11 protein-coding genes are annotated in these 12,617 nt (G+C 60.8%); 7 read left to right on the top strand and 4 right to left on the bottom strand.

Going from position 1 to position 12,617, the window contains the following annotated elements; translation table 11 throughout:
- Window positions 1-154: 154 nt before the first annotated feature.
- The 7 genes from L085_RS22895 to L085_RS22865 all read left to right on the top strand — a co-directional run bounded on the left by L085_RS22895 (window position 155) and on the right by L085_RS22865 (window position 7,891).
- Complete coding sequence (locus L085_RS22895; protein WP_015376891.1) at window positions 155-640, top strand: ureidoglycolate lyase; 486 nt, start codon at window positions 155-157, stop codon at window positions 638-640.
- A gap of 70 nt (window positions 641-710) precedes the next feature.
- Window positions 711-1,526 carry an HTH-type transcriptional repressor AllR gene (gene allR, locus L085_RS22890; RefSeq protein ID WP_015376892.1) on the top strand — a complete coding sequence of 272 codons (816 nt, stop codon included), beginning with the start codon at window positions 711-713 and terminating at the stop codon, window positions 1,524-1,526.
- 120 nt (window positions 1,527-1,646) lie between these two features.
- Window positions 1,647-3,428 (top strand): glyoxylate carboligase, encoded by a 1,782-nt coding sequence (gcl, locus tag L085_RS22885; RefSeq protein WP_044031806.1) that lies wholly within the window; start codon window positions 1,647-1,649, stop codon window positions 3,426-3,428.
- Between the two features lie 11 nt (window positions 3,429-3,439).
- A complete protein-coding gene (gene hyi, locus L085_RS22880) occupies window positions 3,440-4,219 on the top strand; it encodes a hydroxypyruvate isomerase (protein WP_044031805.1) in 780 nt (259 codons plus the stop codon).
- 10 nt (window positions 4,220-4,229) lie between these two features.
- On the top strand, window positions 4,230-5,111 hold the full coding sequence (glxR, locus tag L085_RS22875; protein WP_015376895.1) for a 2-hydroxy-3-oxopropionate reductase: 882 nt from the start codon (window positions 4,230-4,232) through the stop codon (window positions 5,109-5,111).
- A gap of 255 nt (window positions 5,112-5,366) precedes the next feature.
- A complete protein-coding gene (locus tag L085_RS22870) occupies window positions 5,367-6,620 on the top strand; it encodes an MFS transporter (RefSeq protein WP_226882941.1) in 1,254 nt (417 codons plus the stop codon).
- Between the two features lie 128 nt (window positions 6,621-6,748).
- Window positions 6,749-7,891, top strand: coding sequence for a glycerate kinase (locus tag L085_RS22865; protein WP_044031803.1), 1,143 nt, complete (start codon window positions 6,749-6,751; stop codon window positions 7,889-7,891).
- Between the two features lie 53 nt (window positions 7,892-7,944).
- Here L085_RS22865 and allE read toward each other — a convergent pair whose 3' ends face one another.
- From allE to allD, 4 genes are all read right to left on the bottom strand, one after another.
- Window positions 7,945-8,730 (bottom strand): (S)-ureidoglycine aminohydrolase, encoded by a 786-nt coding sequence (gene allE, locus L085_RS22860; protein WP_015376898.1) that lies wholly within the window; start codon window positions 8,728-8,730, stop codon window positions 7,945-7,947.
- A 57-nt stretch (window positions 8,731-8,787) separates the two neighbouring features.
- Window positions 8,788-10,047: an MFS transporter gene (locus L085_RS22855; RefSeq protein WP_044031802.1), complete on the bottom strand. Its 1,260-nt coding sequence runs from the start codon at window positions 10,045-10,047 to the stop codon at window positions 8,788-8,790.
- Entirely contained in the window at window positions 10,044-11,291 is a 1,248-nt protein-coding gene (gene allC, locus L085_RS22850) for an allantoate deiminase (protein WP_019454127.1), read from the bottom strand. Before allC ends, L085_RS22855 begins: the two co-directional genes overlap by 4 nt.
- 172 nt (window positions 11,292-11,463) lie before the next feature.
- Entirely contained in the window at window positions 11,464-12,513 is a 1,050-nt protein-coding gene (allD, locus tag L085_RS22845) for an ureidoglycolate dehydrogenase (RefSeq protein WP_044031801.1), read from the bottom strand.
- Between the last annotated feature and the right edge of the window lie 104 nt (window positions 12,514-12,617).

Genomic DNA, 12,617 nt, shown 5'->3' with positions numbered 1-12,617 from the left:
TGGGCTTCCGATCGTGAAATGTGCGGACGATCTTGTTGTGGAAAAATTTTCCAAAAAATTGCTGTCAAATTTGCCATGCGCTGTCTAGAGTGAAGGCGTTGGGTGAAATATCGCCGTTTAATCGTCGTCTGGGTCATGCGCTTTGGAGAATCACATGGATTTAGTCATCGAAGAATTAACGCCGGCGGCCTTTGCGCCTTATGGCGATGTATTGCAGATAGAAGGCTCGCGTTTCTTTCATATCAATGACGGAAAAACCGAGCGTTATCACGATCTCGCCAAGATTGAGGTGTCGGACGGCAACCGGGTGCTGGCCAGCATCAACCGGGCGGAACCCTGCGAGCTGCCGATGACCTTTTCCCTGTTGGAAAAGCATCCGCTCTCGTCGCAGGCCTTTGTGCCGATGAATGGCGAACGCTTCGTGGTGATCGTCGCCGAACCGGGCGAAACGATCCCCGTTGGCACGTTGCGCGCCTTTATCACCAACGGCAAACAGGGGATCAACTATCATCGTAACGTCTGGCATCACCCGCTGTTCGCCTATGCGAAAGTCACCGACTTTTTCACCATCGATCGTGCAGGCGCCGACAACTGCGTAGTCAGCCGCTTGCCGGAGCCGTATCGCATAGTTTTGGCATAGCGCTGGCCGCATGCCGCGCAGGGCGTTTATCATAGCGTCACCCATGCCGTCACTGACAAAGGAAGCTTGAATGACCGAATTACGCAGGAAAGGACGACCCGCCACCGAAGCCGGCGCGACCAAAGGGGCGCAGGCGTTGGATCGCGGGCTGGAGATCCTCCAGTATCTGGCCAACGCCGGGGGAAGCTCGTCGGTTTCCGTGCTGTCCGAGAAGCTGGAGTTGCCGCTGTCAACCACCTTCAGATTGTTGAAAGTGCTGGAGAAATCGGAATTCGTCTTTCAGGATCCGCAGCTGGGCTGGTGGCATATCGGCATTCAGTCATTCACCGTCGGTTCCGCTTACATGAACGATCGCGACGTGGTATCGGTAGCCGGGCCGTTCATGCGGCGGCTGATGCTGCTGTCCGGCGAGACCGCCAACCTGGCGATCCGCAACAATTTCGATGCGGTGCTGATTCGCCAATGCGAATGCCAGGCGATGGTGCGCATGTGCGCGCCGCTGGGCAGCCGCTTGCCGCTGCACGCATCGGGCGCCGGCAAGGCGCTGCTGTATCCGCTGGCGGAAGAAGAGATGCTGGATCTGATCGTGCGTTCGGGGCTGCAATCCTATACGCCGAAAACCCTGACCAGCGTGAACCTGCTGCGCAAGGATCTGCATCAGTCGCTGGAGCAGGGCTACACCATCGACGATGAAGAGCACGCGCTGGGCCTGAACTGCCTGGCTTCGGCGATTTTCGATCGCAACAACAACGTGATCGCCGCTATTTCCATTTCCGGGCCCAGTTCGCGGGTCGGCAAAGAGCGGTTCAAAGAGCTGGGTGAATTGGTGGGTGAAGTGGCCAGAGATATCAGCGCCGCGCTGGGTGAATCGCGCAGCAAGGCGTAATCGCCGCGCGCCGGGGTGCGCCGGCGCGGAACAAGACTCCCCGTTTGATGAGCAAACGGGGTTTTTTTGACGGCATTTTAAGTTTGGAAAATTTTTCCAATAAATTAAGGAGAGCATCACATGGCAATTATGCGAGCGGTAGACGCGGCAATGCACGTGCTGGAAAAAGAAGGGATCACCACCGCGTTCGGCGTGCCCGGCGCGGCGATTAACCCGTTCTACGATGCGATGCGGCGACACGGCGGCATCAAACACTACCTGGCGCGGCACGTGGAAGGGGCCTCGCACATGGCGGAAGGTTATACCCGCGCCGCCGCCGGCAACATCGGTGTGTGCATCGGCACCTCCGGCCCGGCGGGCACTGACATGATCACCGGCCTTTACTCCGCCTCCGCCGATTCGATTCCGATCCTGTGCATCACCGGCCAGGCGCCGCGCGCGCGTTTGCACAAAGAAGATTTTCAGGCGGTGGACATCGAGTCGATCGCCAAGCCGGTGACCAAGATGGCGGTCACCGTGCAGGAACCGGCGCTGGTGCCGCGCGTGCTGCAGCAGGCGTTCCATCTGATGCGTTCCGGCCGGCCGGGCCCGGTGTTGATCGACCTGCCTTTCGACGTGCAGATGGCGGAGATCGAGTTCGATCCGGACACCTACTCGTCGCTGCCCGCCTATAAGCCGGCGGCCACCCAGGCGCAGATCGACAAAGCGCTGGATCTGTTGTGCGCGGCGAAAAAGCCGTTGATCATCGCCGGCGGCGGCATTCACAACGCCGATGCGGCGGATCTGCTGCAACGGCTGGCGGAGATCTGCAATGTGCCGGTGATCCCGACGCTGATGGGCTGGGGCGCCATTCCGGACGATCACCCGCTGATGGCGGGCATGGCGGGCCTGCAAACCTCGCACCGCTACGGCAACGCCAACCTGCTGGACTCGGATCTGGTGTTCGGCATCGGCAACCGCTGGGCCAACCGCCACACCGGTTCGGTGGATAAGTACACCGCCGGGCGCAAGGTGGTGCATATTGATATCGAGCCGACACAGATTGGCCGGGTGATCTGCCCGGACCTGGGCATCGTTTCCGACGCGCGCATCGCGCTGCAAATGCTGGTGGACACGGCGCAGCGCCGTTTCGAACGCGGCGAGTTGCCGAATCGCGACGCCTGGTGCGCCGCCTGCCTGCAGCGCAAGCAAACGCTGCTGCGCAAGACCCATTTCGACAACGTACCGGTCAAGCCGCAGCGGGTGTATGAAGAGATGAACCGCGCCTTCGGCCGCGACGCCTGCTACGTCACCACCATCGGGCTGTCGCAGATCGCCGCCGCGCAAATGCTGCACGTTTTCGAACCGCGTCACTGGATCAATGCCGGTCAGGCCGGCCCACTGGGTTGGACGCTGCCTGCGGCGCTGGGCGTATGCGCCGCCGATCCGCAGCGCAAGGTGGTCGCGCTGTCGGGCGACTATGATTTCCAGTTCATGATCGAAGAGCTGGCGGTCGGCGCGCAGTTCAAGCTGCCGTATATCCATGTGCTGGTGAACAACGCCTATCTGGGGCTGATCCGTCAGGCACAGCGCGGGTTCGATATGGATTACTGCGTGCAGCTGTCGTTTGAAAACATCAACAACGCGGAAATTGGCGAGTACGGCGTCGATCACGTCAAGGTGGCGGAAGGCCTGGGTTGCAAGGCGCTGCGGGTGTTCAAACCGGAAGAGATCGCGCCGGCGTTCCGTCAGGCCCAGGAACTGATGCGGCAGCACCGGGTGCCGGTGGTGGTGGAAATCATCCTGGAGCGCGTCACCAATATTTCCATGGGCACCGAGCTGGATAACGTCAACGAGTTCGAGCCGGTGGCGGCAATGCCGGAAGACGCGCCGACCTCGGTCAACTTCTTTGATTACCGCTGAGGAGCCTTACCATGCCGAAATTTTCAGCCAACCTGTCGATGCTGTTCACTGAAGTCGATTTTATGCAGCGTTTCCGCCGGGCGAAGGAGCAGGGCTTCAGCGCGGTGGAATACATGTTCCCTTACGACTATCCGATCGCGGCGCTGCGCAGCGAACTGGAGGCGCACCGTCTGAGCCAGGTGCTGTTCAACCTGCCGGCCGGCGACTGGGCGGCCGGCGAACGGGGCATCGCCTGCTTGCCGGGGCGCGAAGCGGAGTTCCGCGACGGCGTCGGGCGCGCGATTGAGTATGCGCAGGCGTTGGGCTGCGATCGCATCAACTGCCTGATCGGCAATCCGGATCCTGCCGTCAGCCGCCACACCACTGACGAACGGGTGAAGGAGAACCTGAGCTACGCCGCCGACACCCTGGCGCGGCAAAATATTCGCCTGCTGATCGAACCGATCAACCGCTACGACATGCCGCAGTTCTACCTGCAAACCTCCCGGCAGGCGATCGAACTGATCGAGGCGATCGGCAGCCCCAACCTGTATCTGCAGTACGACCTCTACCACATGCAGCGCATGGAAGGAGAGCTGACGCAGACCCTCGAGCGCCTGCTGGCGAGGATCGACCACATCCAGGTCGCCGATAACCCGGGGCGGCACGAGCCCGGCACCGGCGAAATCAACTGCGAGTTTATCTTCGCGCAGCTGGATCGCATGGGGTATCGCGGCTGGATCGGCTGTGAATACAAACCGCTCACCACCACGGAAAGCGGCCTGTCATGGATTAAAAAATACCTGTCTTGAGGAGATGAAAATGAAAGTGGGATTTATCGGTCTGGGCATCATGGGCGCGCCGATGGCGGAAAAGCTGCTGGCGGGCGGGCACACGCTTTACGCCCACACCCGACATGAGGTGCCGGCAACGTTACTGCAACAGGGGGCCATCGCCTGCCGCGATCCGCAGCAGGTGGCGGATGAGGCGGACGTGATCTTCATCATGGTGCCGGATACGCCGCAGGTGGAGGAGGTGCTGTTTGGTGAACGCGGCTGCGCCGCCGGCAAGCTGAACGGCAAAGTAGTGGTGGACATGAGCTCCATTTCACCGCTGGAGACCAAAGCGTTTGCGCAGCGCATCAACCAGCTGGGCGCCCAGTACCTGGACGCGCCGGTTTCCGGTGGCGAAGTGGGCGCCAAACAGGGCACGCTGACCATCATGGTGGGCGGCGAGCAAGCGACCTTCGAACGGGTGCAACCGCTGCTGGCGCTGATGGGCAAGAACATCACGTTGATCGGCGGCAACGGCGACGGGCAAACCTGCAAGGTCGCCAATCAGATCATCGTGGCGTTGACCATCGAAGCGGTCAGTGAAGCGCTGGTGTTCGCCTCGCGCGCCGGCGCCGATCCGGCCCGGGTGCGTGAAGCCCTGATGGGCGGCTTCGCCTCGTCGCGCATCCTCGAGGTGCACGGCGAGCGGATGATCAAGCGGGCGTTCGCGCCGGGGTTCCGCATCTCGCTGCACCAGAAGGATCTCAATCTGGCGCTGCAGGGCGCGAAGGCGCTGGCGCTCAGCCTGCCGAATACCGCCACCTGCCAGGAGTTGTTCAACGTCTGCGCCGCCAATGGCGACGGCGAACTGGATCACTCCGCGCTGGTGCGGGCGCTGGAAATCATGGGCAACCACCGGGTAGCCGGCTAAGGCGCCCGCCGGCGTTTCATTCGCCGGCTTATCATTAGAATCAGAGATGTTCGACATTAATAACGCCCTCTTTATGATAAATAAAGAGGGTCCCCGCCAATCCAATAAAAAATGATTCAGCACAATAAAAAGTAAAAAGCAGGATGCCAACCCAAGGAGACACTGAATATGGCAACCGATAATGCTGTTATTAATAAAGATATTCTTACCGCCCCTGACAAAAATCGTTTATATCGAAAAATCGCCTGGCGTATTATGCCCATTCTATTAGTGAGCTATATCGTCGGTTATCTCGATCGGGTGGGGATTTCGTTTTCGAAATTCCAAATGATGCCCGATATTCTGAACGGCAATGTCTCGATGGCCGAAGCCGTTTACGGGCTGGGGGCCGGGGTATTTTTCATCGGCTATATCATCGCCGGGGTGCCCAGCAATATTCTGCTGAGCCGCTACGGCGCCAGAAAGATCATCGCGCTGCTGATGGTGGTGTGGGGGGCGATTTCGATGCTGAGCATCTTCATCACCAACCCCTGGCAATTCTACCTGGCGCGTTTTCTGCTGGGGCTGGCGGAAGCCGGCTTTTACCCCGGCGTGATCCTCTACCTGACGCTGTGGTTCCCCTCCAGCCAGCGCGCCAAGATGACGGCGCTGTTCGTGTGCGGCATCCCGGTCAGCAACATCATCGGCGGCCCGCTGTGCGGCTGGATCATCGAACACATGAACGGCCTGATGAACCTCTCCGGCTGGCAATGGCTGTTCTTTATCAGCGGCCCGCGCGCGCTGTTGATCGCCATCGTCATTTTTTGCTTCCTGGATAATACCTATCAGAGCGCCAAGTGGCTCAGCCCGCAGGAGAAGGCGCTGATCAAAGAGGATATGGCGCAGAGCGCGCCGCGTCAGGGCGCCGCCGGCGGGCAGGAGTGGACGATGAAAAGCATGCTGAGGTCGTCCGCGTTCACCAAAATGTGGCTGATTTGCTTCTGTACCGTGATGGGGCAAGGCGGGCTGGCGTTTTGGGTGCCCACCATCATTCGCGACACCGGCGTGACCTCGGTGATGGATATCGGGCTGCTGACCATGCTGCCGTATATGCTGGCGGTGGTGGCGATGCTGGTGGCCGCGCGCAGTTCGGACAAGCATCGCGAGCGGCGCTGGCACATTATCGTGCCGTTCTGCATCGCGGCGGTGTCGCTGATCTTTATCGGCCTGTTCCCGGACAACAAGCACGTGGTGATGGCGGCGCTGTGCGTGGCGGTGGCGTCGAGCCTGGTGCCGTCGCCGCTGTTCTGGAGCCTGCCGAATGCCATCTTTACCGGCACCTGCGCCGCAGCGGGCATTGCGCTCATCAATTCCATCGCCAATATCGGCGGATTTATTTCACCTTACATTATCGGCTATTTCAAACAGCTGACCCACAGTAACTTGGCGGCGATGTGCGTTTTGTCGGCGATGATGATCGTGGGCGCATTATTGACCTACAGCGTGCCGGCGAAATGGGTCAATAAATAACACTTTTCTTCATCTCAATTAAATAGTCGGCAACAGTTTTATTTTATTCCGCCATGCGTTCTTCATCTGATTAATTCAGCGGGAGAAGGCATGGCCGTTTTTATTTCCGTTCGAATAAAGGATGCGTCATGAAAATTGTTATTGCACCGGATTCATTTAAAGAAAGCGTCAGCGCGGAATTGGCGGCGCGGGCGATCGCGCGCGGCTTTCACGAGGTTTATCCCGATGCCGAGTGCGTCTGCCTGCCGATCGCCGACGGCGGCGAAGGCACGGTGGACGCGCTGGTGGCCGCCACCGGCGGGCGCAAGGTGAGTGTGACCGCCACGGGCCCGCTGGGGGAACGGGTGGCGGCGTTTTACGGCGTCAGCGGCGACGGCAAGACGGCGGTGATCGAGATGGCGGCGGCCAGCGGATTGATGCTGACGCCGGCGGAACGCCGTAACCCGCTGCTGGCCACCAGCTACGGCACCGGCGAACTGATCCTGCATGCGCTGGATCAGGGCATTCGCCACCTGATCCTCGGCATCGGCGGCAGCGCCACGGTGGATGGCGGCGTCGGCATGGTGCAGGCGTTGGGCGGCCGTTTTTATCGTCCGGACGGCAGGGCGCTGCCGTGGGGCGGCGGCGAGCTGGCGACGCTGAACGGTATCGATCTCAGCAGGCTGGACGTGCGCCTGCGGCAGTGTCGGATTGAGGTCGCCTGTGACGTAGACAACCCGCTGGTGGGGCCGCGCGGCGCGGCGACGGTGTTCGGCCCGCAGAAGGGCGCGACGGCGGCGATGGTGGCGCAGTTGGAGCAGGGCCTGGCGCAGTACGCCGAGGTGATCCGTCAGAGCTCCGGACGCGACGTGCGGCAGGTCGCCGGCGGCGGGGCGGCGGGCGGAATGGGGATCGCCTGCCAGGTATTTCTCGGCGCAACGCTGAAGCCGGGTATCGAGATCGTGATGGCGGCGCTGGGCCTGGAGCAGGTGTTGGCGGAGGCAGATCTGCTGGTCACCGGCGAAGGGCGCATCGACAGCCAAACGCTGGGCGGCAAGGCGCTGTCCGGCGTCGCCCGTCTGGCGCGGGCGCGCGGCCTGCCGGTCATCGCATTGGCCGGCGTGGTGGAGGAAGGGGCGGAGGCGCTGCACGCGCAGGGGATCGACGCGATGTTCAGCATTTTGCCGCGTCTGAGTACGCTGGAGGTTGCGCTGTCGCAAGGCGAGCTTAACCTGCAGCGCAGCGCCGCCAACGTCGCCCGCGCGATGCGCGTCGGCCAGCTATTGGGATAAAAAAGAAGGCCACGCTGCGCGGGCAGGTGGCCTGGGTTTTGGCGGCGAAGTGCTTATGGCTCGACGTCGCGGTTGCAATCCTTGGAGTAGATGTAGCTGAAGGTTTCCTGGCCCACCGCATAGCCCGCCTGCTGCACATAGGCGCCCATGAAGATGTAATCGCCTTGCTTCACCGGCATCCATTCATTGTCCAGGTTGTACACGCCGGCGCCGCTGAGAATATAGGCGCCATGCTCCTGCACGTGGGTCTCGATATAGCCGTGGCTGGCGCCGGGGGCGAAGGAGAGGATGTGCATATTCATGTCGAAACCCAGATCTTTCGGCAGAAGATCCTGCAGGATCACCTCGCTCATGCCCTCGTAGTGGATCTGCTCCAGGTTGGCGACGTTGTTGCTGACCACGTGCGCCTCGTAGCCCTTGATGCGCTGGTAGCGGCGCTTGTAGAGGAACAGGCGGCTGGATTGGCCGCCGTTGGCGTTTTCCAGCCGCATCGTGACGCCCGCCGGGCAGTAAAGGTAGCCGCCGGCGCTCAGCGGGTAATCGGTGGCGTCGGCGGAAGCGGTGATGGCGCCGTCGATGACGTACACGAAGGTTTCGATCTCTTCGCCGCCAAAGCCTTTGGTGTTGCGGCCGCAGTCGTGCAGCGTCACCAGATAATCGACGAAGGTGGCGCCCAGTTTCGGCGTCGACAAGATGGTGACGTCGCAGTTTTCAAAACCGGGAATGACGTTGCGCACCAGGCCGTTCGGCGGGATCAGCGCATAGTTGCCGCGTTTGATGATGGCGCGCGTTGACAGAATGTCGGTTGGATAACCGGTTTGATTGTTGAAGTAACCCACGTTGATTCTCCTGATCGTTGAAAGGGCGCCGCGGCGGCGCCCGGTAAAAAAGCGCCGTCAGGCCTCGGTGGCCGTTCGGGTTGGCGTAGTGCGTTTCATCAAGACATTGACGGTGAAGAAAATGGCGGTGCCCACCAGCAGGATGGCGGCGGAGATGTAAAAGCCCATCACCTTGGAGCCGGTGCTGTCGGAGATCACGCCGGTGAGGAAGGGGGCGATCACCGACGAGGACATGCCGAAGAAGTTGAACACGCCGAAGCTGGTGCCATAGCCTTTCTTCGGTGCGTTGTCGGCGACGAAGGAGATCATGATCGGATCGACCGCCAGCTTACCCAGCAACCCGTACAGGATCAGGCTGATCAGCAGCATGGTGGAGTCCGGCGAAATGACGGTGCAGACCAGCATTACCGCCGCGCACAGCTCGAGGAAAATGATCAGCTGCACCTTCTTGTTGCGGAAACGGTCGGACATGCGGCTGAAGAACAGCGCGCCCGGCACCGACGCGAAGGCCACCAGGGCGGAGGAGAAGCCGATGGCTACCCCTTCAAAGCCGCGTTCTTGCTGCAGGAACGAGGGCAGCCAGGTGACTATCATGTAGTAGCCGTAGCAGGTGGCGAAGTACATCGCGTAGGCGGAGATCATGCGCAGGCTGAACAGGCCGCTGGCCTGGCCATCTTCTTCGGGCGCGAGCGCCGCCGGCGCAACGGTCTGGCTGACGGCTGCCGGGGCTCGGGGTTGCGAACCTTTGATGACCACGGCGAATACCAGCGTCATCACCACCAGCAGGCCGGTGATGATGAACAGCATGATCTGCCAGTTCATGTTGAAGCTTTTCACCAGCAGGCTGGAGGCGATCAGTCCGATGGCCATGCCGAGCGCCGAGCCGCTGTTGATCACCGCGGTCGCCAGGCCACGGCGCTCCAGGGGGATATTCTCCGACGACAGGGAGTAGGCCGAGCCGTAATAAGAGCCGCAGCCCATGCCCGCCAGCAGGCTGCCGGCATAGACCATGGTCAGGCTGGTGGCGTTGCCGATCAGCAAGGTGGCGATGATGAACAGGCAGAAGCCCGGGATCAACACCACCTTCTTGCCGAATTTGTCCACCAGGATGCCCGCCGGGATCTGCATGCCGGTATAGGCGAAGAAGTAGAAGCTGGCGATCAGCCCCATTTCCGCATTGGAGTGCGCGCCGATGGTCTGTTGGATCTCGGGAAAGATCGGCGTCAGGACGGTGCGGTAGATCCAGATCACCGCCCAGCCCAGGCAGAGCACGACGACGATCTTTTTCCAGTAGCGCGGGTCGATGTCGTTGCTCATGCCTCGGCCCCCTGTTCGGTGTAGGCCAACTGATACAGCGTCTGCGCCAGGATTTTCACCCCTTCGTTCAGATCGGCGACGGCGGTTTTTTCCGCCGGGTTATGGCTGATGCCGGCGATGCTCGGCACGAACATCATCACCGTCGGCACGCGCGGGGCGAAAATTTGCGAGTCGTGCCCGGCGCCACTGTGCATCATGCGGTAATTCAGCCGCTGCGTTTCGCACAGGCGGCTGACGCAGGCCACCAGCTGTTCGTTCATCGGGATCGGCGCTTCATCCATCCACAGATCGATCTCGGCCTCGATGCCCATCTCGGCGCAGATGCGCTGGATATCCTGCTCGATCTCCTGCGTGAAGCGCAGCAGCGCGGCCTGGTCGGTATGGCGGCAGTCGAGGGTGAAGTGGGTGAAGCCCGGCACCACGTTGACGGTGTTCGGCTTCGGCTCCACCTTGCCGAAGGTCAGCACCAGCGGATCGCCCTCTGCGCGCGCCTTGGCGATCGATTCGCAGCAGATGCGGCTGAAGGCGTGCACGGTATCCCGGCGGTAGCTCATCGGGGTGGTGCCGGCGTGGTTGGCTTCGCCCTGCAGCCGCACGTCATAGCGCCGTTGGCCGACGATGCTGGTCACCACGCCGAGGGTTTTGCCTTCGGTTTCCAGCACTTTGCCCTGCTCGATATGGATCTCGACGAAGGCCGCGATATCACTGCGCAGCGGCTGATGCGGCGGCGGGAAATCGAAACCGGCGTCGCGCATGGCGTTGACGAAGCCGACGCCCTTGGCGTCCGTAATGTGTTGCACGTCCTCCCGCCGGGCCAGGCCGACGATGTTCTTGCTGCCCCAGAACACATAGGGGAAGCGGCTGCCTTCTTCTTCCGCCAGCGCGATGACTTCCAGACTGCGCAGCGGCGGGCCGTAGGTATCCTTGAGGTATTTGATCGCCATAAAGGCGGCTTCGATGCCGAACTGGCCGTCGAGGTTGCCGCCGTTGACCACCGTATCGATGTGCGAACCGGAGAGAATTACCTGGTCGGGGTATTTGCTGCCCTCCAGCCGCCCGAACAGGTTGCCGACCGCATCAAAATGGGTGCTCAGCCCGGCGGCGTCGAAGGCGTTTTTCAACGCGTGCTGCGCCTCGATCCATTCCGGGGTATAAAGCAGACGCGTCATGCCGCCGCTGGGGTCGGCGCCGATTTTCGATAACCAGCCGGAAATATCACGGATTTCTTGTTGGAAGTCTTTCATGTTTACCTGCCCGCATGTTATGTCTCAGCGGCGATGCGGCCAGGGCGGATGATATTCGCCGCCGGCCGACCTATTGCGCTGAGCGCGCTGATGAAGGTTTTCTTTTTTCTCCCCGGCTCTGAAATATCAATCGCGAGCCGTGGCGTAAAAAGCCCACGATAATAAGATTGCGTTAACTGGCGAAGGGGTCTTTGTGGTCGTAAGAACGCTGGTAAATAGCATTTGAAATTAAGTATTGATAAATATCGTCGACGATTTCGATACCGTTTTTCTCGCTTTCCATTTCACGCGCATGGCTGTTCTGTCCCGGGTAAAGCACTTTACTGACGCCCGGCGCCGGTTTAACGGCGTTCAACTCTTTCATGACCTGGCTGATATTTTTACGGAACGCCGATTCGTTGGTGAAATAACCTGGGTTCAGGACGATATGCAATTGGCCCAATTCCCGGCCGGCGCTGAGATCGTGATACATCGAGCTGACGTGTTTGCCGAACGGCAGGCCGAGCAAAATGCCCGACAGCACGTCGACCATCATCATCAGGCCGTAGCCTTTCGGCCCGGCGATCGGCAGCAGCCCGCTGACGGCGAACGGATCGGTGGTGTGCTTGCCCTCGGCGTCCACCGCCCAGGTGTCGGGAATGGCGGCGTTGCGCGAGCGGGCGTCCAGCACTTTCCCCCAGGCTTGCACGGTGGTGGCCATATCGAAGGTGATCAGCTCGTCGCCTTCGCCTGGTGCGGAGAAGGCGATAGGGTTGGTGCCGTAGTAGACCTCGGCACCGCCGTACGGCACCACCATCGGATCGGATTGGCACAGCGAGATGCCGACCATGCCGGCGCGCGCCGCCTGCTGCACGAAGTACGACAGCGCGCCGCTGTGGCCGATGCGGCGAACACCCACCACCGCAACGCCGTTCTCTTTCGCCATCTCGATGGCGCGATCCATGCTCAGCTTGGCCGCCACGTGCCCGGCGCCGTTGTCGCCGTCGAAAATGGCGCTGCATGGGCCGGTTTTTTCAAAGGTGAAATGGGGGTGATTGTTGGTGCCACCCTTGCTGATGCGTTCGGAATAGTATTCGACCCTGACCGCGCCGTGGGAGTGGATGCCGCGCGCATCGGCATGAACCAGCACGTCGGCGACGATGCCGGCGTGCTCCTGGCTCAGGCCGGCGGCGTGAATTTTTTGCTGGATAAGCTTATGCAATTGTTGTTTAGAGACCTTCATATACAGTCCTTTTATCACTACGGTTTATTTAATTCGCCTCTGCGTTGTAATGTATAAATACCGGGGGGGAATAATGTGATCCAGATGCGTTTTATTCTATTGAA

Source organism: Serratia sp. FS14, from assembly GCF_000695995.1.
In the GTDB taxonomy this organism is placed as follows: Bacteria; Pseudomonadota; Gammaproteobacteria; order Enterobacterales; family Enterobacteriaceae; genus Serratia; species Serratia nematodiphila.
The sequence above is the reverse complement of the archived record's forward strand: the minus strand, read 5'-3'. Positions and strand labels throughout refer to the sequence as shown.

What these genes read in the sequence shown, in the direction of transcription:
- L085_RS22870 (WP_226882941.1), top strand. Translation starts at nt 5,367, where the DNA reads ATGCCCATTCTATTAGTGAGCTATATCGTCGGTTATCTCGATCGGGTG.
- L085_RS22855 (WP_044031802.1), bottom strand. Translation starts at nt 10,047, where the DNA reads ATGAGCAACGACATCGACCCGCGCTACTGGAAAAAGATCGTCGTCGTG.
- L085_RS22865 (WP_044031803.1), top strand. Translation starts at nt 6,749, where the DNA reads ATGAAAATTGTTATTGCACCGGATTCATTTAAAGAAAGCGTCAGCGCG.
- glxR (WP_015376895.1), top strand. Translation starts at nt 4,230, where the DNA reads ATGAAAGTGGGATTTATCGGTCTGGGCATCATGGGCGCGCCGATGGCG.
- gcl (WP_044031806.1), top strand. Translation starts at nt 1,647, where the DNA reads ATGGCAATTATGCGAGCGGTAGACGCGGCAATGCACGTGCTGGAAAAA.
- allR (WP_015376892.1), top strand. Translation starts at nt 711, where the DNA reads ATGACCGAATTACGCAGGAAAGGACGACCCGCCACCGAAGCCGGCGCG.
- allC (WP_019454127.1), bottom strand. Translation starts at nt 11,291, where the DNA reads ATGAAAGACTTCCAACAAGAAATCCGTGATATTTCCGGCTGGTTATCG.
- hyi (WP_044031805.1), top strand. Translation starts at nt 3,440, where the DNA reads ATGCCGAAATTTTCAGCCAACCTGTCGATGCTGTTCACTGAAGTCGAT.
- L085_RS22895 (WP_015376891.1), top strand. Translation starts at nt 155, where the DNA reads ATGGATTTAGTCATCGAAGAATTAACGCCGGCGGCCTTTGCGCCTTAT.
- allD (WP_044031801.1), bottom strand. Translation starts at nt 12,513, where the DNA reads ATGAAGGTCTCTAAACAACAATTGCATAAGCTTATCCAGCAAAAAATT.